This is a genomic window from Nocardia sp. NPDC056952, assembly GCF_042674185.1.
In the GTDB taxonomy this organism is placed as follows: domain Bacteria; phylum Actinomycetota; class Actinomycetes; order Mycobacteriales; family Mycobacteriaceae; genus Nocardia.
Map to the genome: position 1 here is coordinate 99,794 of NZ_JBHURA010000011.1, position 23,253 is coordinate 123,046.

The 23,253-nt window shown below is 67.7% G+C and carries 24 protein-coding genes; 12 read left to right on the forward strand and 12 right to left on the reverse strand.

Features of this window, described 5'->3' with window-relative positions:
* Positions 1-25 precede the first annotated feature (25 nt).
* The 3 genes from ACFTS5_RS28905 to ACFTS5_RS28915 are packed head-to-tail and all read left to right on the forward strand — an operon-like array spanning position 26 to position 4,084.
* Positions 26-1,405 carry a diguanylate cyclase domain-containing protein gene (locus ACFTS5_RS28905; RefSeq protein ID WP_378637067.1) on the forward strand — a complete coding sequence of 460 codons (1,380 nt, stop codon included), beginning with the start codon at positions 26-28 and terminating at the stop codon, positions 1,403-1,405.
* Positions 1,406-1,418: 13 nt separating this feature from the next.
* Entirely contained in the window at positions 1,419-1,754 is a 336-nt protein-coding gene (locus ACFTS5_RS28910; RefSeq protein WP_378637069.1) for an antibiotic biosynthesis monooxygenase family protein, read from the forward strand.
* A gap of 44 nt (positions 1,755-1,798) precedes the next feature.
* The gene (locus ACFTS5_RS28915; RefSeq protein ID WP_378637072.1) at positions 1,799-4,084 is read left to right on the forward strand and encodes a HelD family protein; all 2,286 of its coding nucleotides are present in this window, start codon (positions 1,799-1,801) and stop codon (positions 4,082-4,084) included.
* Positions 4,085-4,105: 21 nt separating this feature from the next.
* Here the strand turns inward: ACFTS5_RS28915 and ACFTS5_RS28920 are convergent, their stop codons facing one another.
* Positions 4,106-4,762, reverse strand: coding sequence for a TetR/AcrR family transcriptional regulator (locus ACFTS5_RS28920; protein ID WP_378637075.1), 657 nt, complete (start codon positions 4,760-4,762; stop codon positions 4,106-4,108).
* Positions 4,763-4,828: 66 nt separating this feature from the next.
* Between ACFTS5_RS28920 and ACFTS5_RS28925 the strand changes: the two genes are divergently transcribed.
* Entirely contained in the window at positions 4,829-6,265 is a 1,437-nt protein-coding gene (locus tag ACFTS5_RS28925; protein ID WP_378637077.1) for an MFS transporter, read from the forward strand.
* Between the two features lie 11 nt (positions 6,266-6,276).
* Entirely contained in the window at positions 6,277-6,657 is a 381-nt protein-coding gene (locus tag ACFTS5_RS28930; protein ID WP_378637079.1) for a cupin, read from the forward strand.
* A 79-nt stretch (positions 6,658-6,736) separates the two neighbouring features.
* Here ACFTS5_RS28930 and ACFTS5_RS28935 read toward each other — a convergent pair whose 3' ends face one another.
* From ACFTS5_RS28935 to ACFTS5_RS28945, 3 genes are all read right to left on the reverse strand, one after another.
* Positions 6,737-7,189 carry a universal stress protein gene (locus tag ACFTS5_RS28935; RefSeq protein ID WP_378637081.1) on the reverse strand — a complete coding sequence of 151 codons (453 nt, stop codon included), beginning with the start codon at positions 7,187-7,189 and terminating at the stop codon, positions 6,737-6,739.
* 268 nt (positions 7,190-7,457) lie between these two features.
* Positions 7,458-7,889 carry a hypothetical protein gene (locus ACFTS5_RS28940; protein WP_378637082.1) on the reverse strand — a complete coding sequence of 144 codons (432 nt, stop codon included), beginning with the start codon at positions 7,887-7,889 and terminating at the stop codon, positions 7,458-7,460.
* A gap of 131 nt (positions 7,890-8,020) precedes the next feature.
* Positions 8,021-8,860 (reverse strand): DUF6597 domain-containing transcriptional factor, encoded by an 840-nt coding sequence (locus tag ACFTS5_RS28945; protein ID WP_378637351.1) that lies wholly within the window; start codon positions 8,858-8,860, stop codon positions 8,021-8,023.
* Between the two features lie 62 nt (positions 8,861-8,922).
* On the opposite strand from ACFTS5_RS28945, the gene ACFTS5_RS28950 reads away from it, so the two are divergent.
* Positions 8,923-9,390 carry a VOC family protein gene (locus ACFTS5_RS28950; RefSeq protein ID WP_378637085.1) on the forward strand — a complete coding sequence of 156 codons (468 nt, stop codon included), beginning with the start codon at positions 8,923-8,925 and terminating at the stop codon, positions 9,388-9,390.
* 113 nt (positions 9,391-9,503) lie between these two features.
* Here ACFTS5_RS28950 and uvrB read toward each other — a convergent pair whose 3' ends face one another.
* Entirely contained in the window at positions 9,504-11,681 is a 2,178-nt protein-coding gene (gene uvrB, locus ACFTS5_RS28955; protein ID WP_378637087.1) for an excinuclease ABC subunit UvrB, read from the reverse strand.
* A 371-nt stretch (positions 11,682-12,052) separates the two neighbouring features.
* Between uvrB and ACFTS5_RS28960 the strand changes: the two genes are divergently transcribed.
* The gene (locus tag ACFTS5_RS28960; protein ID WP_378637088.1) at positions 12,053-12,673 is read left to right on the forward strand and encodes a DUF402 domain-containing protein; all 621 of its coding nucleotides are present in this window, start codon (positions 12,053-12,055) and stop codon (positions 12,671-12,673) included.
* 46 nt (positions 12,674-12,719) lie between these two features.
* Positions 12,720-13,271, forward strand: a complete 552-nt coding sequence (locus ACFTS5_RS28965) for a DUF402 domain-containing protein (RefSeq protein ID WP_378637091.1) — start codon at positions 12,720-12,722, stop codon at positions 13,269-13,271.
* A gap of 28 nt (positions 13,272-13,299) precedes the next feature.
* Here the strand turns inward: ACFTS5_RS28965 and ACFTS5_RS28970 are convergent, their stop codons facing one another.
* Both ACFTS5_RS28970 and coaE read right to left on the reverse strand, forming a co-directional pair.
* Entirely contained in the window at positions 13,300-13,731 is a 432-nt protein-coding gene (locus ACFTS5_RS28970; protein ID WP_378637092.1) for a hypothetical protein, read from the reverse strand.
* Positions 13,732-13,851: 120 nt separating this feature from the next.
* On the reverse strand, positions 13,852-15,054 hold the full coding sequence (coaE, locus tag ACFTS5_RS28975) for a dephospho-CoA kinase (protein WP_378637094.1): 1,203 nt from the start codon (positions 15,052-15,054) through the stop codon (positions 13,852-13,854).
* Between the two features lie 148 nt (positions 15,055-15,202).
* Between coaE and ACFTS5_RS28980 the strand changes: the two genes are divergently transcribed.
* Complete coding sequence (locus ACFTS5_RS28980) at positions 15,203-15,415, forward strand: hypothetical protein (RefSeq protein WP_378637096.1); 213 nt, start codon at positions 15,203-15,205, stop codon at positions 15,413-15,415.
* A gap of 35 nt (positions 15,416-15,450) precedes the next feature.
* On the opposite strand, the gene ACFTS5_RS28985 is transcribed toward ACFTS5_RS28980, so the two are convergent.
* Positions 15,451-16,992, reverse strand: coding sequence for a phospholipase C (locus tag ACFTS5_RS28985; RefSeq protein WP_378637099.1), 1,542 nt, complete (start codon positions 16,990-16,992; stop codon positions 15,451-15,453).
* Positions 16,993-17,061: 69 nt separating this feature from the next.
* On the reverse strand, positions 17,062-17,766 hold the full coding sequence (locus ACFTS5_RS28990) for a TetR/AcrR family transcriptional regulator (RefSeq protein WP_378637100.1): 705 nt from the start codon (positions 17,764-17,766) through the stop codon (positions 17,062-17,064).
* A gap of 90 nt (positions 17,767-17,856) precedes the next feature.
* On the opposite strand from ACFTS5_RS28990, the gene ACFTS5_RS28995 reads away from it, so the two are divergent.
* Positions 17,857-18,531: an NAD(P)-dependent oxidoreductase gene (locus ACFTS5_RS28995; RefSeq protein ID WP_378637103.1), complete on the forward strand. Its 675-nt coding sequence runs from the start codon at positions 17,857-17,859 to the stop codon at positions 18,529-18,531.
* 91 nt (positions 18,532-18,622) lie between these two features.
* On the opposite strand, the gene rpsA is transcribed toward ACFTS5_RS28995, so the two are convergent.
* Positions 18,623-20,101: a 30S ribosomal protein S1 gene (gene rpsA, locus ACFTS5_RS29000; RefSeq protein WP_056824523.1), complete on the reverse strand. Its 1,479-nt coding sequence runs from the start codon at positions 20,099-20,101 to the stop codon at positions 18,623-18,625.
* Positions 20,102-20,329: 228 nt separating this feature from the next.
* On the opposite strand from rpsA, the gene ACFTS5_RS29005 reads away from it, so the two are divergent.
* The gene (locus ACFTS5_RS29005; RefSeq protein WP_378637106.1) at positions 20,330-21,178 is read left to right on the forward strand and encodes a class I SAM-dependent methyltransferase; all 849 of its coding nucleotides are present in this window, start codon (positions 20,330-20,332) and stop codon (positions 21,176-21,178) included.
* Here the strand turns inward: ACFTS5_RS29005 and ACFTS5_RS29010 are convergent.
* A complete protein-coding gene (locus ACFTS5_RS29010) occupies positions 21,175-21,729 on the reverse strand; it encodes a hypothetical protein (RefSeq protein ID WP_378637108.1) in 555 nt (184 codons plus the stop codon). The genes ACFTS5_RS29005 and ACFTS5_RS29010 overlap by 4 nt on opposite strands.
* A gap of 87 nt (positions 21,730-21,816) precedes the next feature.
* Positions 21,817-22,110: a hypothetical protein gene (locus ACFTS5_RS29015; protein ID WP_378637110.1), complete on the reverse strand. Its 294-nt coding sequence runs from the start codon at positions 22,108-22,110 to the stop codon at positions 21,817-21,819.
* A gap of 103 nt (positions 22,111-22,213) precedes the next feature.
* Here ACFTS5_RS29015 and ACFTS5_RS29020 point away from each other — a divergent pair, with 103 nt between their 5' ends.
* Positions 22,214-23,245, forward strand: a complete 1,032-nt coding sequence (locus tag ACFTS5_RS29020; RefSeq protein ID WP_378637112.1) for a LuxR C-terminal-related transcriptional regulator — start codon at positions 22,214-22,216, stop codon at positions 23,243-23,245.
* The last annotated feature ends 8 nt before the right edge of the window (positions 23,246-23,253 follow it).

The following is a 23,253-nucleotide window of genomic DNA, read 5'->3' on the forward strand; positions in this document are numbered from 1 at the left end:
TGAAGGATCACCAGACTAGTCCGGTATGCCGTTCGCAGACCAGGCCGAGATCGGGGGTTTCGCAGTGGGAGAAGGAAGGACCGACGCGGCGAGCGCCGAGCAGCTCGCGCAGCGCTACCGGTCGCTGGTCGAACACACTCCCGATGCCATCTGTGTGCACGAGTCGGGGACGATCGTCTACGTCAATCCGGCGATGGTTCGCCTGCTCGGTGCCCGTTCGGCCGACGACCTGCTCGGCTTGTCGATCACCGTTTTCGTCCATCCCGATTCCATCGCCCCGATGCTCGAGCGGATCGACCAGCTCACCGCCGAGGGATCGGCCTCGCCGCCCACCGACATGGATCTCGTCCGGGTGGACGGGCGCACGGTGCCGGTGCAGACCGTGTCGGTGCTCACGGTGTGGCAGGAGAAGCTCGCGTTCCAGGTGGTCGTGCACGATCTGACGGCCCAACGCGCCGCGGAGGCGTCGGCGCGGCAGGCGGAGGCGTATTTCACCACCGTGGTGTCGCAGCTGGAAGAAGGCGTGCTCGTCGTCGATCGGCGCGGTCGCCTCGAATCGATCAACCCCGCAGGCAAACGCATACTCGGCATCGCTGCGGAGGCCGAGCCGGTACTCGGACTGCACATCGACGAACTGCCCATGAAGATGCTCGACCGTGACGGCCGGCCACTCGCGCCCGACCAGCATCCGATGGCGCGCACCCTCGCGACGGGAGAGGCGGTGACCCAGTTCATCTTCGGGGTCGAGCGCACCGACGGGCAGCTGGTATGGCTGTCGTGCAACTGCCGATTACTCAATCCGGACAGCCCGGAGTCGGCGGGGGTGTCCTCGTTCGCCGACATCACCGCGTTCCGGGCCAGCAAGCGCCAGCTCGAGTACCAGGCCACCCATGACGCGCTGACCGGGCTCGCGAATCGTTCCCTGATCCTGTCGCAGCTGTCGGCGGCGCTGGCCGACGACGGCGGCACTCTGATCACCACGGTGCTGTTCATCGACCTCGACGGCTTCAAAGCGATCAACGACACCCTTGGGCACGCCATCGGCGACACGGTATTGCAGATCGTGGCCCAGCGGTTGCAACAGGCGCTGCGCGCCGAAGACCTGGTCGGACGGCTGGGTGGCGACGAATTCCTGGTGCTGCTGGCCGGTCATCCGCAGCGTGCCGACCTGCCCGCCCTGGTAGAGCGCCTGCGCGTGAAGATGGCGGAACCGATCATCGCCAGCGGTCACCGTCTCGAGGTGAGCGCCTCGGTCGGCATCACCGAACTCGGCCCGCACGAACACCGCACGCCCGAAGCCGTCCTGCACGACGCCGACCTGGCGATGTACCGCGACAAGCCGTCGGCCCATCGTGAGCTCGGTCTCGGTCAGAATCGACGCTCGAACAACACCCACGCCTCCTGACAGACTGGTCGGCGTGATCGTCGAACACGCGCTGTTACCCGTTCGCCCCGGCGCCGCCGCCGCTTTCGAAGCGGCCTTCGCGCAGGCGTATCCGATCATCGCGGGAATGCCCGGTTTCGGTGGGTTGTCGTTGTCGCGCTGTGTCGAGCGGCCCGACTGCTTCCTGTTGCTGGTGCGCTGGGAGCAGCTGGCCGACCACACGGTGGGATTCCGTGAGTCACCGGAATATCAGCGCTGGCGTGCGCTGTTGCACCACTTCTACGAGCCTTTCCCGGTGGTCGAACACTTCACGCCGGTCCTCGGCGACGAAGTCTTCCCGGTCGCGGCGGCCCTGCCCGCGGACACGTAGACTCGACAACTCTGTTCTCAACGCGGTGACAAAGGAGTCCTGTTTTGCCCGACCGCCTCGCCGACGCCTCCCCGGCCGCGCACAACCGCGAAATCGAACAGGAGCAGCAGTACCTCTCGGTGCTCTACGACCGGCTCGACGGCATGCGCGACTACGCGCAGAACCGGCTCAAGACTGTGCTCCTCGAATCCGGTGGCACGCCGCAGGCGCGCAGTGAGCGCGAGTCCTTCACCCAGCTCTACAACGAGGACCTGTCCAAATACGACGCCGCCGAGCACGGTCTGTGCTTCGGCCGGATCGATCTGGAAGGCACCGAGGACGCGGCGCGCTACATCGGCAGGCTCGGCATCCTCGACGAGGACAACGACTACGAGCCGCTGCTGCTCGACTGGCGCGCTCCGCTGGCCCGTCCGTTCTACCTGGCCACCACCGCCAATCCCGAGAACGTCACCCGGCGCAGGCACATCCGCTCGCGCAACCGCGCGGTGACCGCGATCAACGACGAGTACCTCGATCTCGATGCCGCCGAACGCGACGGTGTGGTCGGCACCGACGACGGCGTCGGCGGCGAGAGCGCGCTGCTGTCGGCGCTCAACGCCGCCCGCACCGGGCACATGAACGACATCGTCGAGACGATCCAGAGCGAACAGGACGCGATCATCCGCTCCGAGCACAAGAGCGTGCTCGTGGTGCAGGGTGGGCCGGGCACCGGCAAGACCGCCGTCGCGCTGCATCGCGCGGCTTTCCTGCTCTACACCTATCGGCAGCAGCTGGCCAAGAGCGGCGTGCTGATCATCGGCCCGAACGCCACCTTCCTCGACTACATCGGCCAGGTGCTGCCCTCGCTCGGCGAGACCGGCGTGCTGCTGTCGACCATCGGCGACCTGTACCCGGGTGTGAAGGCGGTGCGCGAGGATTCGCTGCGCGCCGGGGAGATCAAGGGCTCCCTGGACATGCTCGAGGTGCTCAAGCAGGCGGTGCGCGACCGTCAGGAAGTGCCGTCGGAGCCGGTGCGCCTGGCGTTCGACGGCTATCCGGTGACTCTGGACCGCAAGATCGCGACCAGGGCGCGCGGACGGGCCCGTTCCTCGCGCCGCCCGCACAACCTGGCCAGGCCGATCTTCGCGTCCTCGGTGATCGACGCGCTCACCGACCAGCTCGCCGCCACGATGGGCGCCGACCTGTCCGGTGGCACGAGCCTGCTCAGCTCCGCCGACCTCAGCGAGATCGGCGACGAGATGCGGGCCGACCCGCACGTGCAGGCCGCGATCAGCGCGCTGTGGCCGGTGCTCTCGCCCCAGGAAGTGCTCGCCGACCTGCTCGCCGACCCGGCGCGGCTGGACCGTGCCGCCAAGACCCTGAGCCCCGACGACCGCGCCGAGCTGGTGCGCTCCGACGACGGCACCTTCGGCGCGGCCGACGCCCCGCTGCTCGACGAGCTGGCCGAGCTGCTCGGCGTCGACGACACCGAGGAACGCGAACGCTCGCGCCGCCGGTGGCGGGCCCAGATCGAGGAGGCCCAGGACGCCCTCGACATCCTCACCGGTTCCGCCCCGCAGGACATCGAGGACGAACTCGATCCCGAGATCCTGATGGCCTACGACCTGATCGACGCCTCCCAGCTGGCCCAGCGCCAGGAATTCGGCAACCGGCAGACCACCGCCGAACGCGCCGCGGGCGACCGGACCTGGACCTACGGTCACGTGATCGTCGACGAGGCACAGGAACTCTCGGAGATGGCGTGGCGAATGGTGATGCGACGCATCCCGAATCGCTGGATCACCGTCGTCGGCGACGTCGCCCAGACCGGTGATCCGGCCGGCGCGTCGTCCTGGCAGCGGGTGCTGGAACCGTATGTGGCACAGCGCTGGAGGCTCACCGAGCTCACGGTGAACTACCGCACTCCCGCCGAGATCATGGCGGTCGCGGCCGATGTGCTCGCCGAGATCGATCCGGGCACCAAGGTGCCGCGTTCGGTTCGCGAGACCGGCAATCCCCCACGCGCCTACCGGGTGCTGCCCGCCGACGTCGCGAGCGAGGTGGCGCGGTTGCTCGAGGCCGAGAACGGTCCGGGCACCTCCGCGGTCCTCGCTCCCGCCGCCTCGGTGCCCGAATTATCCTCGCTGGCAGGTGAATCCGTTCAGGTACTCACCGTGCACGATGCGAAGGGCCTCGAGTTCGACCGGGTGTACCTGGTCGAGCCGCAGGCGATCCTGGACGAGTCCCCGCGCGGCCTCAACGACCTCTACGTCGCATTGACCCGCGCGACCCAGCGACTGGCCGTGGTGCACACCGAGGACCTCCCCGCGGTGCTGTCCTCGTTGGGATAGGCGGCACCGGCCGGTGCCGCCTCACACGAGCAAGCCGGTGACCAGCGCCGCCAGCCCGGCGGCGTAGGTGCTCTCGGCGTCGAATTCGGTCCAGCGGGAACCGATCTCGGCCAGCCGGGGCAGCTGCTCGGGGTCCAGGTCGGCGAAGACCTCCGCGCGGTAGGTCGGCCCTTCCTCGGCGCGCCGCACCGCCCTGCCGGTGACGATCAGCTCGCCTGCCGTGTAGTGCCAGATGGCGCGGTACGCGGCCACCGCGCGCTCGACGGTGAGGCCCGCGGTGATCGCCGCGTCGATGATGGTCTCGGGAAACCACAGCGCCGAGCGGCCGAGCAGATCGCCGTCGGCGAGCACGTCCACGATCCAGGACTGGGCCGCGAGCGCGTCTCGCATCGCGGTGGCGGCCACCAGGATCCGCTGCCGCGGGTCGGCCGGGAGCTCGGGCCAGGCGATCGCGTCGGCGTAGTCGTCGAGCAGTAGCCGCAGCAGGTCCTGCTTGTCGCGGACGTGATGGTAGAGCGCCATCGGGGTGCAGCCGAGTTCGGTGGCGAGCCTGCGCATCGTCAGCTTCTCGACGCCGTCGGCGGCGATCACCCGGTGCGCCGACGCGACGATATCCGCGCGGGACATGCGCGCGGGTCTGCCCGTGCGCGCTGGTTGATCCGACTGCGAGGTGGGCATGGCCCCATCTTGCCCATGCGAAGCCCGGGTATGGACAAGGGGTCGCGGTGGAGTTAGTTTTTATACGTGTATAAAAACACTTCTCCTCCTCGTCCCGGTACCGCGCTGGTCGCGGTCGCCATCGCACAGTTCGTGATCGCCCTCGATATGGCCGTCGTGAACGTGGCGCTTCCTTCGATCGGCGACGCACTCGGCTTCGCACCGCTCGACCTGGCCTGGGTGGTGCACATCTACGCCCTGACCTTCGGCGGTTTCCTGCTGCTCGGCGGCAAGGCGTGTGATCTCTACGGGCGGCGCAGGCTGTTCGCGGGCGGGCTGCTCGTCTTCGCGATCGCCTCGCTCGCAGGCGGATTCGCGCAGGAGCCATGGCAACTGGTGGCCGCGCGCGCCGTGCAGGGCATCGGGGCCGCGGCCATCGCCCCGGCCACACTCGCCACACTCACCACAACGTTTCCCGAAGGGCCCGCCCGCGTCCGAGCGCTCGGCGTCTGGGGCGGGGTCAACGCCGCGGGTGGCGCGCTCGGTGTGCTCGTCGGCGGACTGCTCACCGAGTACGCGAATTGGCGCTGGGTGATGCTGGTCAATATCCCGATCGTCGCGATCGCGCTGCTCGCCTTGGCCAGAGGCGTACCCGCCGACGCACCGACGGGTACGCGGGCGCGGCTCGATATCGCCGGTGCGCTGCTGGCGACGGGCGGTATCGGACTACTCGTCACCGGCGTGATCCGCACCGATCACTACGGCTGGGCTTCTACCGAGACAGGCGTGACCCTCGCCGTAGCGGCAGGGTTCCTCGCGGGTTTCCTCGTGGTCGAGACCCGCTCGGCGAACCCGCTGTTGCGGCTGAGCCTTTTCACCAACCGCTGGGTGAGCGGCGCGAACCTGTTCGTCTTCTGCGCCGCCGCAGGCCAGTTCTCCGCCTTCTACCTGGTGTCGCTGTATATGCAGCAGGTGCTGCACATGAACGCGGGGGCCACCGGGGCCGCCTTCATCCCGTTCTCACTGTGCGTCATCGTCGGCACCCTCGCCGCCACCCGGATGGGCGCCCACTTCTCCCCCAGGCCATTGCTGGTCGGGGGCGGTCTACTCACCGCGGTCGGCATCGGCTGGTTCGCACTCATCAGTCCCGACGGCGATTTCGTCACCGACGTTCTCGGCCCGTCGATCGTCGGCGGCATCGGGCTCGGACTCTGCCTCGCCCCCGTCGCGGCGGCGGCCGTCAGCGGCGTGGCACCCGGTGAAGCCGGCATGGCCTCCGGCGCCTTCAACAGCGCCCGCCAACTCGGCGGCAGTGTCGGCGTCGCCGTACTGGCCACCCTCGCGGCGGGCCGCACCGGCGCGAGCGCCGATCCGGTCGCGCTCAACAACGGCTACGCCTTCGCGTTGGCGATCGCCGCTGCGCTGTTCGCCGCTGCCGCGGTAGTCGCGGCCACCGTCCTACCCACCCGGTTGGACCGCACCGAAAACCCGGTCCGCGAGGACATTCCCGCAGTGACCCCATGAAAGGAACTCCGATGACACCCATCGATCTGTTCGCCCGCGCGCTGCACTTCCAGCCACACGGCACGGTGCGATCGGGCGAGCGACGAATGGCCGACGCGTCAGGCGGCTGGCAACTGGCCACCTTCCACGTCGACACCGACGCCGACGTCCATGCCGACCACTGGGAGATACACCCGTCCAGTGAGGAAGCGGTGTGCTGCCTCGCCGGTTCGCTGCGGCTCTACCTGCGACCGGAGAGTCAGGGCGAGGCGGAAACCGCGGTGCGGCTCACGACAGGAACCGCGTTCATCGTGCCGCGCAACCGCTGGCACAGAATCGAACTCGACGAGCCGTCCGACATCATGTCGATCGGGCTGCGCGGCGGCACCCGGCAGGAGCCCGTCGCAGACTGAGTGGTGAGTACTGCCGAAAAAGGTCGAGGGCGCCGGTTTCCCGGTGCCCTCGACCTTTTTTCGTACTACCGCGAGTGAACTAGCGGACGGTGTGCACGATCAGCACGTCCGAACGGGACTTGCGGGCCACGTCCGAGGGGACGGAGCCGAGCAGGCGACCGGTGAGGGTGTTGAGGCCCCGGTTGCCGACGACGAGCAGGTCGGCGTCCACTTCGTTGACGAGGTCGAGCAGCGAATCGACCGGCTCGCCGACGATCGCGCGGTCGACGATGTTCTTCGCACCGGCGGCCAGGGCCTTTTCCCGGGCGACGTGCAGGATCTCGTTGGTCGGGGCCGAGCCACGGACCTGGTAGGCCTCGTCCTTGAGCACATCGGCGGCGGCGGCGACGTCGCGGTCCTCGGTCGGGAAGTAGGCGCAGGCCAGCACGAGAGTTGCCTCAGCGTCCCCGGCGAGCGCCGCGGCCTTCTCCACCGCCACGTACGACGAATCCGAGCCATCAGTACCGACGACAATGGTCCGGTAGGCGGTCATCTCTCCTCCAACTTGGTCGGTGCCAGCACCGAACCACTCGGGAATCGAGCGTCAGCGCGGCAATTGGCTCGACCCTAACGCCAAATCAGGCCGATTTATCAGAAATCGCAACAGATCACACCGGGAGTGTTGGCGTTCCTGCCCGATGTCACGGTGGCCTTCGCAACAGTCGAGAAGATTCACCTGCGGCAACAAGACCGCGGTTCGAAGAAATTGTGGCCTATCACAACACGATCAACGACATAGTGCGGCTGGGACTTTGATCACATCAACCGGAGAAACTGGGGAACCCACAGGCCGCGCTTCCGGTGCCGGTATTCGCCGCCACGGTCACCGTGGCGGGGGTGATCCACCAGCTGTTGAGATAGCTGTCGACTTTCGCTGTCAGCTGGTGCGCGCCGGCGGCGGCGGGACGCCAGGAGGTCTTGGTCTCGCCGATCGCCGGGATCGTGACCGTGTCGATCACGTCACCGTTGTCATAGAAGGTCACCGGTGCGCCCGCGTGGCCCGAGCTGTAGCCGACGACGTTGACCGCGACCACCGTGTAGGAACAGCCGACCTTCGGATCGGCGCTCGACACGCTGACCCGCTGGCCATCCGAGATGTCCGCGTGCGCGCCCGGCGCGAGCAGAGCCGTGGCGGCCAGCGCGGTCGCGAGGGCGGCACCGAGACGGGCGGTCCGGTCGAATGATGTTGTCACTGTTGATGTCCTGACTTCTCCACGCAGCAACGGCCGCTGCGAATGCGGTGACACTATCGACGAACACCGCCGTTCCAAGGTGGAATGTCCATATTTCAGACCCCCCACTTCTCGGGTCTGGACGCACCCGATCAGCGCGCCGTGGGGACAGCGCTCACCGTCTGTGCGCTGCGCGCGTATTCCGTCGGTGACATCCCGATCTCGGCGGTGAATTCGCGGCTGAAATGCGCCTGGTCGAAATAGCCGAGCTGGGCCGCGAGTACCGCGAGATCAGGGCGGCCGTGCGCGAGCAGGTCGGCGGCGTCCTGCAACCTGAACCGGCACAGTACCCATTTCGGGCCTGCCCCGACATAGCGGCGGAACAGGCGTTGCAGGGTGCGGATCGGGACGGCGAAACGATCGGTGACCTGGTCGACCCTGGTCAGCTCCGGATCGGTCGCCATGGCGGTGACGATGCGGGTCACCAGCGCGTAGTGCGGATCGTCGGTGCGGCCACGGCCCGCGAAGAACTCCTCGACGATGTCGCGTCGGCGTTCGTCGGACTGTTCGGCCAGCACTCGGTCGGCCAGGCCCGCGGCCTCGGGCAACACCGCGCTCAGCGGGGCCGAATCATCGCGCAGCGCGCCGACATCCATGCCGGTGAAGGCACCGAATCCGCCGGGGGCGAACCGGATGCCGAAGGTCTCGCCTTCCCCGGCGAGCTCGCGCACGTACTTCGTCGTGCACACCCCGGTGACGAAGCCGCCGGTGCGGGTGGTGCTGCGTTCGAAGGTGACGTTCACGCACGGGAACGACAGCACCTGCGCCGAATAGCTGGGCCGACCACGCAGATCCCACCGCACCACCCAGTACCGGTCCGCGAACTCGGCCAGCGCGGGCCCGACCCCCAGCCGGTTCAGCGACCGGTGCCTCGCCTGCTCCTCCGGGTGCAGGATTCCTTTCACATCACCGGGATCCGGCGCCGCTGTCATCACCGGCCGATCTGTCGCGTTCTTACAAGACGGGCCGTCGGCCGCGGAGCAGGATCGTAGTCATGACCAATCCCGTTGCGCCCATTCCGGAGGGCTACCACTCCATCACCTGTTTCCTGGCCGTGCCGGACGGAAACGCGGCCATCGACTTCTACACCGCGGTCTTCGAGGCGAAGGTGCTCAGCCGCGCCGATCTGCCCGACGGCCAGCCCGCGCACGCCGAACTGCTCATCGGGGATTCCACCCTGCAGCTCGGGATGCCCATCCCCGACAACAATGTTCGCGCCCCCGAGGACTGGGTGCACACCTCGGTGGTGCACTACTGCCCCGACGTGGACGCGGTGATCGCCCGCGCGCTCTCCCATGGCGCCCGCAGCGCGGAGGAGCCGCAGACCTTCGTCACCGGGGATCGCTTCGGCGTGGTGATCGACCCCTTCGGCCACCGCTGGGCGGTGATCACCCGCGTCGAGGACGTCTCGAAGGAAGAGGCCGACCGCCGTGTCGCCGCGTGGATGGCCGAGCAGGCGTAGCGGCTCGCCAGGCCGGGCCCTCGACCGCAGAGGCCTCGCCTCCGAGCAGCACGTGCGCGATCGGTCGCGCAGCTCGGGGGCGGGGTCGCCCGGCGGCCGTGGCATCGGCATGATCAGGAGAGCCCCGCGGCATCCATCCCGCGCAGCTCCTTCTTCAGGTCGGCGATCTCGTCACGCAACCGGCCCGCCAGCTCGAACTGCAATTCGCGGGCCGCGTTCATCATCTGCGCGGTGAGTTCGGTGACCAGGGCGGCCAATTCGGCACGTGGCATCGACTTCACATCGCGTTCGGCGTAGATGCCCGAGCTGGCGCGGCCCGGTTCGCCCTGAGCACGCCTGCCGCGGCTGGCATTGCGGCCCGATCCGCCGACGGCCACCTCGTCCTCGGCCTCGGTGTACACCTGATCCAGGATGTCGGCGATCTTCTTGCGCAGCGGCTGCGGGTCGAGGCCGTTCTCGGTGTTGTAGGCGATCTGCTTGGCACGGCGGCGATCGGTCTCCTCGATCGCGTGCTGCATCGAGTCGGTGATCTTGTCCGCGTACATGTGCACTTCGCCGGACACGTTGCGCGCCGCGCGGCCGATGGTCTGGATGAGGCTGGTGCTCGACCGCAGGAAGCCTTCCTTGTCGGCGTCGAGGATCGCGACCAGCGACACTTCGGGCAGGTCGAGGCCCTCACGCAGCAGGTTGATGCCGACGAGCACGTCGTACTCGCCCAGGCGTAGCTGCCGGAGCAGTTCGACGCGCCGCAGCGTGTCGATCTCGGAGTGCAGGTAGCGGACCTTCACACCGAGGCCGAGCAGGTAGTCGGTGAGGTCTTCGGACATCTTCTTGGTGAGTGTGGTGACCAGGACCCGCTCGTTGCGCTCCGAACGCTCGCGGATCTCGTGCACCAGGTCGTCGATCTGCCCCTTGGTGGGCTTGACCACGACCTTCGGATCGACCAGGCCGGTCGGGCGGATGACCTGCTCGACCACCTCACCGCCGACCTGACCCAGCTCGTAGTTGCCCGGTGTCGCCGACAGATACACCGCCTGACCGATTCGCCCGGCGAACTCCTCCCAGGTCAGCGGCCGGTTGTCGACCGCCGACGGCAACCGGAAACCGAAATCGACGAGATTGCGCTTACGCGACATGTCACCTTCGAACATGCCGCCGATCTGCGGCACCGTGACGTGCGATTCGTCGATCACGAGCAGGAAGTCGTCGGGGAAGTAGTCGAGCAGCGTCGCAGGCGCCGAACCCGCCGGGCGCCCGTCGATGTGGCGCGAGTAGTTCTCGATGCCCGAGCAGAAGCCGACCTGACGGATCATCTCCAGGTCGTATTCGGTGCGCATGCGCAACCGCTGCGCCTCGAGCAATTTGCCCTGGCGCTCCAATTCCTCGAGCCGCGCGGCCAATTCGGCCTCGATGTCGCCGACCGCGCGCTCCATCCGCTCCGGACCGGCCACGTAGTGGGTGGCCGGGAAGATGCGCGCCGAATCGACCTGGCGCACCACGTCACCGGTGAGCGGGTGCAGGTAGTAGAGCGACTCGATCTCGTCACCGAAGAACTCGATGCGGATCGCCAGCTCCTCGTAGGACGGGATGATCTCGACGGTGTCGCCGCGTACCCGGAAGGAACCACGGGTGAACGACATGTCGTTGCGGGTGTATTGCACATCGACGAGCAGCCGCAGCAACGCGTCGCGGTCGATCTCGCCGCCGACCTCGAGCTGCACCGACCGGTCCAGATACGACTGCGGGGTGCCGAGACCGTAGATGCACGACACCGAGGCGACCACCACGACATCGCGACGCGAGAGCAGACTCGAGGTCGCCGAGTGCCGCAGCCGCTCGACGTCGTCGTTGATCGAGCTGTCCTTCTCGATGTAGGTGTCGGTCTGGGCGATGTACGCCTCGGGTTGGTAGTAGTCGTAGTACGAGACGAAGTATTCGACCGCGTTGTTGGGCAGCATCTCGCGCAGCTCGTTGGCCAGCTGCGCGGCCAGGGTCTTGTTCGGTGCCATCACCAGCGTGGGGCGCTGCAACTTCTCGATCAGCCAGGCGGTGGTCGCCGATTTACCGGTACCGGTGGCGCCGAGCAGGACGACGTCCTTCTCCCCCGCGTTCACCCGGCGCTCGAGCTCGGCGATGGCCGCGGGCTGGTCGCCGGCGGGCGAGTACTCGCTGACCACCTCGAATCGGGCGCCCGAGCGCTCGATCGTGCCGACGGGGCGGTGTTCGGAATGGGCGATCGGGTGACCCCGCTCTTCGTACCCTTCCGTCGGGATCTCGGTTGCGAATGCCATGGAACCAGCTTAGGCGCGACCACTGACACGTTTGCGCGCCAGCGAGCCACCGCCCGTCCGCCACACCCCGCGCCGCGCCGATCACCGGCGGTCGGGTCGTGGTCGTTCTGGTGAACTTCTGCTCATCGATATCGTCGCGGCACTGCGCGGCTGTGACGACAGCCACCGGCAAGCAAACCGTCCGCGACCCCCATTTCGCCTGGTCGGGGCGACCGCACACGAACGCGGCGAACGCCCGGCACTTCGCGCGATGTCCGAAAAGTCCCTTGCGCCAATGACATTCGACGATCGAGGCGCCGAATCGACCACGCCACAACTCCCGATGCGGGCGTACCCTGAGTTGATCATCGGACGTGGTGAAGGACAAGGCCATGAGCGTTCTACTTCCCCTGCTCGTCGCGGCTCCCGCGGTAACCGGATTCGCCGGCTATTTCGCCAGAGAGATACGCGGCCCGCACACACCGACCACCGTTTCCACGACCGTCTCACCGTCTGCCAGACCCCGGGTCGAATACTTCGACCTCGCCGAGCTGACCAGCACCGACGCCAAGGGCTACATCCGCCCGGTCGACCGGTACGAAGTGCAGCCGTGGGGCATCTATCTGGCCCGCATCCTCGACCGGCCGCACGGTCGCTACGAGGAGTCGTGGATGCTGCCAGGCCAGGCCATTCGCGCCACCATCAGCCACGACCGGCCCGGCCATCACCGCAGCCACGATTACGTGCTCGACATCATCGAGTGCGTCCAGGTCGGGCCGAAACGGTGGCGGACCACCGACTACTTCCTCGACATCGCGGTGCGGCGCGGCCGGTCCTCGACGTTGTCCGGGTCCAGCGAACTGCTCGCCGCGCACGCCGCCGGCCATGTCGGCACCGAGCACGCCGACCGGGCGTTCGAGGGTGCCGCGCGCGTGCTCGACGGGCTGGCGGCCAACGACCACGATGTCGAACAGTGGTTGCGGTCGCGGGAGATCACGCTGACCTGGATGTGACCGCCGACCCGGCGCGGGTCGGCACGCGCCGGTAGATTCTGCGCTCATGACGCAGGCATCCACCGTGCACGTGCATCCACCCAAGGTCGAGTACTTCGACATCGCGGCAGGCACGAACACCGATCCCAAAGGTTTCGTCCGGCCGGTGGAGATCTATCGGGTGGAGCCGTGGGGCCTGTACATGGGTCGCCACTCCGATCACGCGCACTTCCACTACCTGGAATCGTGGGTGCTGCCGGAGCTGTCGCTGCGGGCGTCGAAGCTGCACTACAACCCCGGCGTCGAGCAGTGGCAGGACATCTATGTCGATGTGGGCGCGTTCACCAGGGAGTCGCCGACGCTGTGGCGCTCGGTCGACCACTACCTCGACGTACTGGTCCGCACCCGGCGTGATGTCCGGCTCGTCGACGTCGACGAGCTGCTGGCCGCACACACCGACGGCCTGCTGGACGCCGCGCAGTGTCAGGCAGCGATCGAACACGCCACCGCGGCGATCGACGGGATCGCCGCGCACGGCTATTCACTCGAGGAATGGCTGAGCACCTTCGGGATGACCCTGACCTGGCGCCGAAACGACGAACCGCCCGGACCTCGGTAGGGGGTCCGGGCGGTGCGTGGAGTCGGTGTCAGCCGGCCGACAGGCTCGGGAACAGGTCCGCGAGGCCGCCGCCGCACGACGCGCTCCCGGTGCTGCCCGCCGCACCGACGGTGACGGTGATCGAGTCGCTGATCAGCAGCTGACGTGCCTCGAGCTTGTGCTGGCCCGCCGTGGTGGGCTTCCAGGTGATGCTCACGGTGCCCGAGAGCAGCGATGGCGACACCGGGCTGCCCGGAATATCCACGCCGTTGTCGGTGAACTTCACCGAGGTCAGCCGGTCGACCTCGACGCTGGCGGTCAGCTTGTAGCTGCAACCGACCTTGTGGTCGGTTCCGGCCACGCCGAGATTACCGACCCAGGCCGAGGCCTGTGGAGCGGCCAGCACGAGGCTGGCGGCGGCGGCGCCGAGTGCGGTGATGCCGAAGCCCGCACGGCCGAACTGACGGTGATGTGTTGTCATACGCGCTACAACTTCCCTGTGAATCGAGTCACCCTGTAGTGACTTCGCACAATTTACACAGCGCGAGACAGCGTGCGGACAGTTTCCGAAACATTGATGTTTAACAGATTGGCGCGCGGTTCACGCGCGGGCGGCGGCCCACTCGGTGACCACCGGATAGACCGCGTCGAACCACGGTTCCTTCACCACGTAGTAGGCATCACCGGCCGCGTCGCCGGTCAGACCCGCCGCCGCGAGTTCGGCTCCGCGCTTGACCGCCAGGTACTCCGACCGCGCGCTCTCGTTCGCGCGCAACCAGTCGCGCAGATCGAGCGCGAACCGCTGTCCGAGCGAATCCCGTACGCGCAGATGAATATTGGCCGGCCTTCCCGGATCGGCATTGCCGTGCAGGCGTTTTCCCCAGAGGGCGAGGTCGGTCCCCTCGGGATCGCCGTGGCTCGGTTTCGGATTGTCGTGCGTCACCTGGGGAGCGAGCGGGAACCCGGCGGCCGTCAAGGCATCCGTCAGCGATTCGGCCGTGGCCATGTCGGCCACCGTCACCTGGATGTCGATGATGTCCTTGGCGGGGAGTCCGTGCACCGCGGTGGATCCGACGTGATCGATGCGCACCGCCGACGCACCGCAGGCCAGGTGCAGCCGGGCGATGATCCTGCGCGCCTGCATATCCCATTCCGGGTCGGTGACGAGAACGTAGTCGGCGCGCGCCCGGATGCCCTCGCGCTGATTGCGCTCGAACGGCACCAGCCGTCGCGCCCACAGCTCACGGACCTGCGCCTCGACCACCTCCGGCGCACCGTTGTTGTCGAGCCACACATCGGCGACCGCGCGGCGCTGGTCGTCGGTGGCCTGGGCGGCGATCCTGACTCGCGCGTCGGCTTCGGCCACGCCGCGGTGTTCGACCAGCCTGCGCAGCCTGGTCTCCTCTTCTGCCCCGACCACCACGACGAGCTGCATCAGTGGCGCGAGCCCGTTCTCGACCAGGAGCGGAATATCCTGCACCACAACGGCATCGGTGGCCGCTTCGCCGATCAGATCAGCAGTACGGGCGCCGACCAGCGGATGGGTGATGGCGTTGAGCTTGCCCCGCGACACATCGTCGGCGAAGGCGACCGCGGCCAGCGCGGGCCGGTCCAAGCTGCCGTCGGGGCTCAGAATGCCCTCACCGAATTCCTCGACCAGCGCGGCCAGGCCCGGCGTACCGGGGGCGACGACCTCGCGCGCGATCGCGTCGGAGTCGATGAGCACCGCCCCGAGTTCGACCAGCGTCCGCGCCACTGTGGACTTACCCGCTCCCATGCCTCCGGTGAGGCCGATCCGCAACATGGGCCCAGTCTCGCATCCCGGCCGCCGCGCCGGGGCACCTCCTCCGACACGCCCATGCCCGGAGCGGCGGAAGATCCCGGGCCGGGCGCGTCGCGTGGATTAATCTTCCGCGCAGGCGAGAAGGCCGCACGACTACCGGAGGATGATCATGAGTACCAGGAACCACCGGGCGGCTCGCCACCGCCTCGGTATGCCCGGCGGTGTGCACTGCATCGAATTCCCCGCTGTTGCAGCGACTCTCGCCGAGTACCGGCGCTCCTGGTTCACTACCCTGCTCTCCCCCGCCAGACACAGCTTCGCCGCGATGCGCAAACGCCCGAGCATGGCCACCGGATACTGGTCGCCCGCCGCCGCGAGCTGACAGTGGGCCCGGCGCGATGCCGAGCCCACCCCCGCTCAGACGCCGACGAGACCGCTCGGCGCGCGCCGTGCCCCCGGCTGCTGCGCCGGCATCGCATTCGGCGGCACCGGGTACGGCACACCCTGTCCGAGGGTGCCCGCCGCGATATTCGGACCGCACTGCGCGATCGCCGCGTCGGCCTTGGGGCGCGGGTCGGGCAGCACCGGTTTCGCGGCATTCGGCGCCGCCGCGAAGTCGAACGTGGATGTCATATCGCCGGTGACGCCGCGTCGCCACGCGGTCAGGTTCGGCACGTCGACGCCGAATCTGGTTTCCAGCAAACGCAATTGGGACGTGTGGTCGAAGGTCTGCGAGGCGACCAACCCACCGCGGCTGTACGGCGAGATCACCATGCACGGCACCCGGTAACCCAGTCCGATCGGGCCGGTGATCCCACCCGCGGCGGGCACCCGATCCAGTGGCACCGTCAGGAATTCGCCCGCGGTGCCGGGCGGCGGGGTCGGCGGCGTGACGTGGTCGAAGAAGCCGCCGTTCTCGTCGTAGCTGATGATCAGCGCGGTCTTCTCCCACACCGCCGGATTCGAGGTGAGGATATCGAGGAGCCCCACGATGCCGAGCGCACCGAAAGCCGCGGGCAGCGCGGGGTGTTCGCAGTGCAGCAGCGACGGCACCACCCAGGACACCGCGGGCAGCGTGTTGTTGGCGACGTCGGCCTGGAAATCGTTCGGGTAGGTCGGTGCGATACCACGGCGCGCCAGTTCGGAATTCGGGTCGGCGGCCTGGGTGAAGCAGCCCATCATGCCGTCCAGGAGCATCGACGAGGCCGGGCCGACATCGCGATTGCTGTAGATCTTCCACGGCACCCCGCCCTCGGACAGGTTCTCCGGGTAGGTCCGCCAGCTGTAGACGTTCTTCGGAAGCAGGGTCGGCGTCTCCACCAGCGGACCGCCCGCCAGGCCGTCGGGGTCGATGCTCGCGCTCATCCAGTACAGCCGGTTGGGGTCGGTGGGACCGAGCACCGAGCAGTGGTAGTTGTCGCACAGCGTGAACGCCTGCGCGAGCTCGGTGTGGATCGGAATGTCTTCCGGTAGGTAGTAACCCATCGCCGCGGGCGCGTTCGCCGGCCCGACCGAGGCCACCGACATCGGCATCCAGCCGTCGTTGCGGCCGTTGTTGAATGCCTTGTGCATGCCCGGCCAGGTGTGGTCGGGGTCGTTGATGCACTCCCCGTCCAGCGTGGCGCCGCGGGTGGTGTCGAGCCGGAACGGTTCGACGAAACCGTCTGCGGTGGGCCCGATTCCGGGCGACCACCCGTACTGACGCCACGACGCGGAGGACTCACCGAACCCGCGCACCCCCGACAGGGTGCCGAAATAGTGGTCGAAGGACCGATTTTCCTGCATGAGCAAGACGAAGTGCTCGATATCGCCGAGCCCGCCCATGCCCACCGGATCGGCGGCGAAAGCTCGGTCGATAATCGGATTCGCCCAGGTGGCAAGCGTTCCCACCGCACCGGCGGCCATAGCCTTCGCAAGGAATTGTCGCCGGTTGAGACCGGCGAAGGGACCAGAACTCATCGGAGTGGAGCACCTTTCCCATAGGGGGATGGAGCAATCGCGCACACGCTACCCCACCTGGGAAAAGACCTACTCGCGCAATCCGAGTGAACGGACCAGATCGAGCATCTCGGCCCGGTAGAGCTTGTCCGGATGTTGCGCCCGAGGCCCGAGATGTCCGTAGATCTCCAGCGCCAGCAGCCCGTGCATGCGCCCCCACATCCGCAGCGCGAGAGCCAGTCCCGCGGGCGGCAGGTCGGGGAATTCGCCGCGCACGTGGTCGACGAGCGCGGGGTCGAAATCCGGCCACGCCGGTGCGCCGATGGTCTGCGAGGTCGCGGCATACGGCCAGGCCGCGGCTGCCAGACCGACCAATCCGCTGCACGCACGCAGTTCCGCCTCGTGCGCGGGACCGCTCGACGGCGGTTGATAGCCGAGAACTGGATCGCCGTAGATCAACTTGAACCCAGCGGGATTGGCGACCGCCCATTCCCGGACAGTCTCACCCCAGGCCATGATCCGACCGGCTGGATCGGTTTCGGGCACGGCATCGCGCGCGGCCTCTGCCCGGTCGACGAGCGAGGTGTAGACGTCGGCGATCAGCGTGGTGATCAGGTCGTCCCGAGCGGGAAAGTACCCGTACAGCGCCCCCGCGGTCATCCCCATCTCCCTGGCGATGGCCCGCAAGGAGATCGCGTCGGGACCGCCTTCGGCCAATAGCCGCAACGCGATCGCCTTGATCTCCGCTGTCGCTTCTTCGCGCAATCGCTCGCGCCGATTCCTCACCTCGACCACGGTTGACACCCTACAGCGTTCGTCTACTATCAGCCGTGTCATTACTGAACGGCGTGTAGTAATCGAACAGCGCTGAGGATTGAGGGCATTGTGGAAATCGGAGTATTCGGCGCCACCGGCGTCATCGGCTCCCGAGTGGTCGCCGAAGCACAGGATCGAGGGCACCGGGTCACAGCGTTCACCCGTGATTCCGCTCGTTTTCCCGCCGAGCGGGGCGACACGACGTGGCGAGCAGCCGATTGGCTCGACACCGACAGCATCGCCGCGGCGATCGCAGGGCTCGACGTGGTGATCAGCGCCGTCAACGCGGGGCACGGCATCGCCGACACCATCGCCAAGGCAGACAATTTCGTCGTCGGCGCGCGGGCGATGGTCGGTGCGCTGCAACAACATCCGGATATCCGGTTGATCGTCGTCGGCGGTGGCGGGAGCTTGGAGGTCGCCCCCGGCCTGCAATTGGTGGATACCCCGGACTTCACCAGGGTGCTCACCGAGGAACTGCGAGTACCGGCCGAGTACCGCGAGCCCGTGCTCGCCGGTCGCGATGCGCTCAACATCTATCGCCAGTCCAATCGGCACTGGACCTATCTGAGCCCGTCCTCGGGGCGTATCGAACCGGGCCCGCGCACCGGTCGCTACCGACTCGGCGGCGACCAACTTCTCGACTCCGACACCGATATCTCGGCCGAGGACCTCGCTGTCGCGCTCCTCGACGAGGTCGACAATCCGCGCCACCTTCAGCGTCGTTTCACCGTGGGCCGCTGAACAGGATCTGCCCAGGAAAGGCCGAAGGCCCCGGTCCATATGGACCGGGGCCTTCGGTAATGCGGGTGTTGATTCAGGCGTTTCCGCTGAATCAGGCGTTGCCGGAGAGCTTCTCCCGCAGAGCCGCGAGCTGGGCATCGCTGGCCAGCGAGCCGCCCGTGGACTCGGCCGGACCGGAGGTGGACGCAGCCGCGCTGCCACCGGTCTCGGAGGAGTAGTTGCCCGCGACGGGACCACCAGCGGCGGCCTCGGCGGCAGCGTCGGCTGCCATCTTCTCCATCTGGGCAGTGTGCATCTTGTGGCGACGCTCGGCCTCGGCGTAGCGGCCTTCCCACTCTTCACGCTGCTTGTCGAACCCGTCGAGCCATTCGTTGGTCTCGGGATCGAAGCCCTCGGGGAAGATGTAGTTGCCCGCATCGTCGTAGCTGTCGGCCATGCCGTACTTCGACGGGTCGAACTCGGCGTTGTAGTCCTCGTTCGCCTGCTTCAGCGACAGCGAGATCCGACGACGCTCGAGGTCGATGTCGATGACCTTGACCATGGCGTCGTCGCCGACGGCCACAACCTGGTCCGGGACCTCGACGTGGCGCTCGGCCAGCTCGGAGATGTGGACCAGGCCCTCGATGCCCTCTTCGACGCGCACGAAGGCACCGAAGGGAACCAGCTTGGTGACCTTGCCGGGCACGATCTGGCCGATGGCGTGGGTCCGGGCGAACTGACGCCACGGGTCTTCCTGAGTCGCCTTGAGCGACAGGGAGACGCGCTCGCGGTCCAGGTCGACGTCGAGAACCTCGACGGTGACCTCGTTGCCGACCTCGACAACCTCGGACGGGTGGTCGATGTGCTTCCAGGACAGCTCGGAGACGTGCACCAGGCCGTCGACGCCACCCAGGTCCACGAAGGCACCGAAGTTGACGATGGAGGACACGACGCCCTTGCGGACCTGGCCCTTCTGGAGCTGGTGCAGGAACTCGCTGCGGACCTCGGACTGGGTCTGCTCGAGCCAGGCGCGACGCGACAGGACCACGTTGTTGCGGTTCTTGTCGAGCTCGATGATCTTGGCCTCGATCTCCTTGCCGACGTACGGCTGGAGGTCGCGGACACGACGCATCTCGACGAGCGAGGCGGGCAGGAAGCCGCGGAGACCGATGTCGAGGATCAGGCCGCCCTTGACGACCTCGATGACGGTGCCCTTGACGGCCTCGTCCTTCTCCTTGAGCTCCTCGATCGTGCCCCACGCGCGCTCGTACTGCGCCCGCTTCTTCGACAGGATCAGGCGGCCTTCCTTGTCCTCCTTCGTGAGGACCAGGGCCTCGACCGCGTCGCCCACGGAAACGACCTCGTTCGGGTCGACGTCGTGCTTGATGGAGAGCTCGCGGGAGGGGATGACGCCTTCGGTCTTGTAACCGATGTCCAGCAGGACCTCGTCACGATCGACCTTGACGATGGTGCCTTCGACGATGTCACCATCGTTGAAGTACTTGATCGTTGCGTCGATGGCGGCCAGGAAATCCTCGGCGGAGCCAATGTCGTTAATGGCTACCTGCGGCGAGGTGACGGTGGTGGGCATATGTGGGTTTGCTCCGGACGGATTGTGGTCGGTTGCGGACATTGGATCTTTCGGTACGCTGCGAGATCACCGCGACGACGCGACGAAGGGATACCGGTAAAGTATCGCACGGACCGTCGCACTTGCCGCTGATCAAATTCAGCGTCCCTCTACAGCGTGCATCAGCCTACGCGACCCGCGCCGAGCCGGGCAAACCACCCCCCGCACCACGCCGATACCCTGTTGGCCGTGTCCGACGACGAACGCCACGCGCAGGCCAACGCGCTGCTGGGTACCTCAGCGACCACCCGAACCAAGATCGACTCGCGCGACAGCGAGCGCGCGAATCGCCGCTGGTGGGACGCCGACGCCGAGCAGTACCACCAGACCCACGCCGACTTCCTCGGCGTCGACTCCCCGGGCGGCGAGTTCGTGTGGTGCCCGGAGGGTCTGCACGAGGGCGACATGGGTTTCCTGGGTGACGTGACCGGCAAGACGATCTTGGAGATCGGCTGCGGATCGGCGCCGTGCTCGCGGTGGCTGGCCGGTCACGGCGCGTTCCCGGTCGGGCTCGATGTGTCGAAGGGGATGCTGGAGCGTGGCGTGGCCGCGATGGATCAGGGCGGACCGCGCGTACCCCTGGTTCAGGCGGGTGCCGAGGCGCTGCCCTTCGCTGACGCGTCGTTCGATCTGGCCTGCTCGGCGTTCGGCGGGGTGCCGTTCGTCGCCGATTCGGCGCTGGTGATGCGCGAGGTGGCTCGGGTGTTGCGCCCGGGTGGGCGCTGGGTGTTCTCGGTGAACCATCCGATGCGCTGGATCTTCCCCGACGATCCGGGCGAGGCGGGTCTGACCGCCACGATCCCGTATTTCGACCGCACTCCTTATGTAGAGGTGGACGGCGACGGTGTGCCGACCTATGTGGAGCACCACCGCACGATCGGTGACCGGGTCCGCGAGATCGTGGGCGCCGGTCTGCACCTGGTGGACATCGTCGAACCGGATTGGCCGGAATGGCTCGACCGCGAATGGGGTCAGTGGTCGCCGCTGCGCGGGCAGATCTTCCCCGGCACCGCCATCTTCATCGCCGAGAAGCCCTAGAACTCCGGCAGCGCGGCGAACGACGGATCCACGCGCACGTTCGGCACGGTGTCGGCGACCCAGCGACGCGCCCTGGTCAGCGCGTGATCGGGGAATTCGACGTCGAAGCGGACGTCATCGGACAGTAGATAGGGCAACCGTCCGCGCAGACCGGGCGCGTACGGGTGGGGCGGGCACATCTCGTCGCGCCGAAGCTGCCGGCCGATCAAGGTCTCGCGCGCGCCGGGCACACCGGTCTCGGGGCAGATCACCTGGAACACCGCCGAGCACCGGTCCTTGGGCACCACGATCGACGCCGCGAAGACCAGCTCACCGCGCGGACCCGGCAGTTGGGTCTTCTCCACCCGCAGCAGGGCGGGCAACTGGTCCACCCACACCACGAACGCCTCGATCAGGCAGCCGGTCCGGGCGTGGTGCTCGGCCAGCCGCCTGCGCAGCCGTTTCAGGTCGTGCAGGCGGGCGGGCAGGTCGGGCGTGCCGTTGACATAGTTCAACGCGACGACGTCACGAGTGGCCGGATTCCCCCAGGTCGTGTCGTCCAACTGTTGCATTCCAGGAATGTCGAACGAGATGGGCACCGGATCAATTTACCGGCGGATTCGAGTTCGGTTGTCCCCGTGGGGCGCCCGGCGCGTCGATCAGGCCGAAATCCGCTCGTCGACCAAGTCGACGAGCCAGGCTTCGTGACTGATCACCATCGCGCGGCTGCGCGGGGTGGCGAGCACGGTCGCCAACGCGGTGCGGAACGCCTCGGCGGCCGCCCGATCGTCGAAATCCAGGTCGATGAGGACTCGGTGTGGTGTGCCGTCGACGCGGCCGACGCGGTAGGTGCGCACGCCGTTGTCGGCGCGGAATCGCTCGTACTGGTCGAACGCGGCCTTCCAGTCGTCGTAGTCGCGAACGGTGTTGTCGATGTGCAGGGTGACGGTCATGGTGACCTCCGTGGTCGTGCCGAATGGACAGCTCCATGGTCTGCCGGTTCGGGGCACCGGAACATCCCTGATCCTGGGGGTTTTCCGCCGTAGACTGGGGTCCGTGCCGAGCACCTTGGCAGACCGGATCGGCCGTCTGTGCCGCGCCGGGCACTCCGCCAAACGATTGCGTGAACTCGTCCTGGTCGAGATCCGCGCGAGGATCCCGTTCACCGGCCATGTCTTCGCGCTCACCGATCCCGTCACCGCGATCGCGACGGCGCCGCTGGCCGATGTCCCCCGCCTCGATCTCGCGCTCTTGCCCGACTTGATCCGCGCCCGGTATCTCACTCCGCTCAATCGCTGGGACACCGTGCGCGGCACCGGCGCCCACTCGTTGCTGGGCGCCACCGACGGCGACCCGGAACGCTCCCTGCTCTGGCGCACCGCCCAGCACGATCTCGGCGTCACCGACTCCGCCACCGTCACCTTCGCCGACCGCTACGGCTGCTGGGGCTTCCTCGAACTGCTCCGCTACACCGAGTCCCCTTTCACCACACCGGAACTCGGTGAGCTGAGCACGCTGACGATCCCGGTCACCGCCGGCCTGCGCCGTACTGTCGGCGCCACCTTCGTCGAATCCGACGCCGCGCTCGCGCCGCTCGGCCCCGCGGTCGTACTCCTCGACGACACCCTGCGTGTGCGTTCCCAAACGGCAGCCGCCGCGGATTCCCTGCTGCGCCTGCTCCCCCCGGACGAACCGATTCCCCCCGTCCCCGCCTCGGTCTACAACGCGGCCGCCGCCCTGCTCGCCACCGAGGCCGCCGTCCCACTCGGCCCCGCCACCTCCCGCGTCCACCTCGGCGGCAACCGCTGGCTCACCGTCAAAGTCGACCGCATCGGCCCCGACATCGCCGTGGCCCTGGAACCGAGCACGGCCACCGAACGCCTCGACCTGTTCGCCCGAGCCCACGCCCTCTCCACCCGGGAATCCCAGGTCCTGACCCTCTTGGCGACCGGCCTGGACTCCCACGAACTGGCAGCGGAACTGTTCCTCTCCGAACACACCGTCAACGACCACGTCAAAGCCGTCCTCGCCAAATCCGACACCCGAACCCGCCAACGCCTCCTCACTCGCGTTCTCGGGGTCGGCTGAGACGACAT

What these genes read in the sequence shown, in the direction of transcription:
- ACFTS5_RS28950 (WP_378637085.1), top strand. Translation starts at nt 8,923, where the DNA reads ATGACCAATCCCGTTGCGCCCATTCCGGAGGGCTACCACTCCATCACC.
- ACFTS5_RS28965 (WP_378637091.1), top strand. Translation starts at nt 12,720, where the DNA reads ATGACGCAGGCATCCACCGTGCACGTGCATCCACCCAAGGTCGAGTAC.
- ACFTS5_RS29010 (WP_378637108.1), bottom strand. Translation starts at nt 21,729, where the DNA reads ATGCAACAGTTGGACGACACGACCTGGGGGAATCCGGCCACTCGTGAC.
- uvrB (WP_378637087.1), bottom strand. Translation starts at nt 11,681, where the DNA reads ATGGCATTCGCAACCGAGATCCCGACGGAAGGGTACGAAGAGCGGGGT.
- ACFTS5_RS28985 (WP_378637099.1), bottom strand. Translation starts at nt 16,992, where the DNA reads ATGAGTTCTGGTCCCTTCGCCGGTCTCAACCGGCGACAATTCCTTGCG.
- ACFTS5_RS28970 (WP_378637092.1), bottom strand. Translation starts at nt 13,731, where the DNA reads ATGACAACACATCACCGTCAGTTCGGCCGTGCGGGCTTCGGCATCACC.
- coaE (WP_378637094.1), bottom strand. Translation starts at nt 15,054, where the DNA reads ATGTTGCGGATCGGCCTCACCGGAGGCATGGGAGCGGGTAAGTCCACA.
- ACFTS5_RS28935 (WP_378637081.1), bottom strand. Translation starts at nt 7,189, where the DNA reads ATGACCGCCTACCGGACCATTGTCGTCGGTACTGATGGCTCGGATTCG.
- ACFTS5_RS28980 (WP_378637096.1), top strand. Translation starts at nt 15,203, where the DNA reads ATGAGTACCAGGAACCACCGGGCGGCTCGCCACCGCCTCGGTATGCCC.
- ACFTS5_RS28945 (WP_378637351.1), bottom strand. Translation starts at nt 8,860, where the DNA reads ATGACAGCGGCGCCGGATCCCGGTGATGTGAAAGGAATCCTGCACCCG.
- ACFTS5_RS28920 (WP_378637075.1), bottom strand. Translation starts at nt 4,762, where the DNA reads ATGCCCACCTCGCAGTCGGATCAACCAGCGCGCACGGGCAGACCCGCG.
- ACFTS5_RS28905 (WP_378637067.1), top strand. Translation starts at nt 26, where the DNA reads ATGCCGTTCGCAGACCAGGCCGAGATCGGGGGTTTCGCAGTGGGAGAA.
- ACFTS5_RS28930 (WP_378637079.1), top strand. Translation starts at nt 6,277, where the DNA reads ATGACACCCATCGATCTGTTCGCCCGCGCGCTGCACTTCCAGCCACAC.
- ACFTS5_RS28960 (WP_378637088.1), top strand. Translation starts at nt 12,053, where the DNA reads ATGAGCGTTCTACTTCCCCTGCTCGTCGCGGCTCCCGCGGTAACCGGA.
- ACFTS5_RS29015 (WP_378637110.1), bottom strand. Translation starts at nt 22,110, where the DNA reads ATGACCGTCACCCTGCACATCGACAACACCGTTCGCGACTACGACGAC.
- rpsA (WP_056824523.1), bottom strand. Translation starts at nt 20,101, where the DNA reads ATGCCCACCACCGTCACCTCGCCGCAGGTAGCCATTAACGACATTGGC.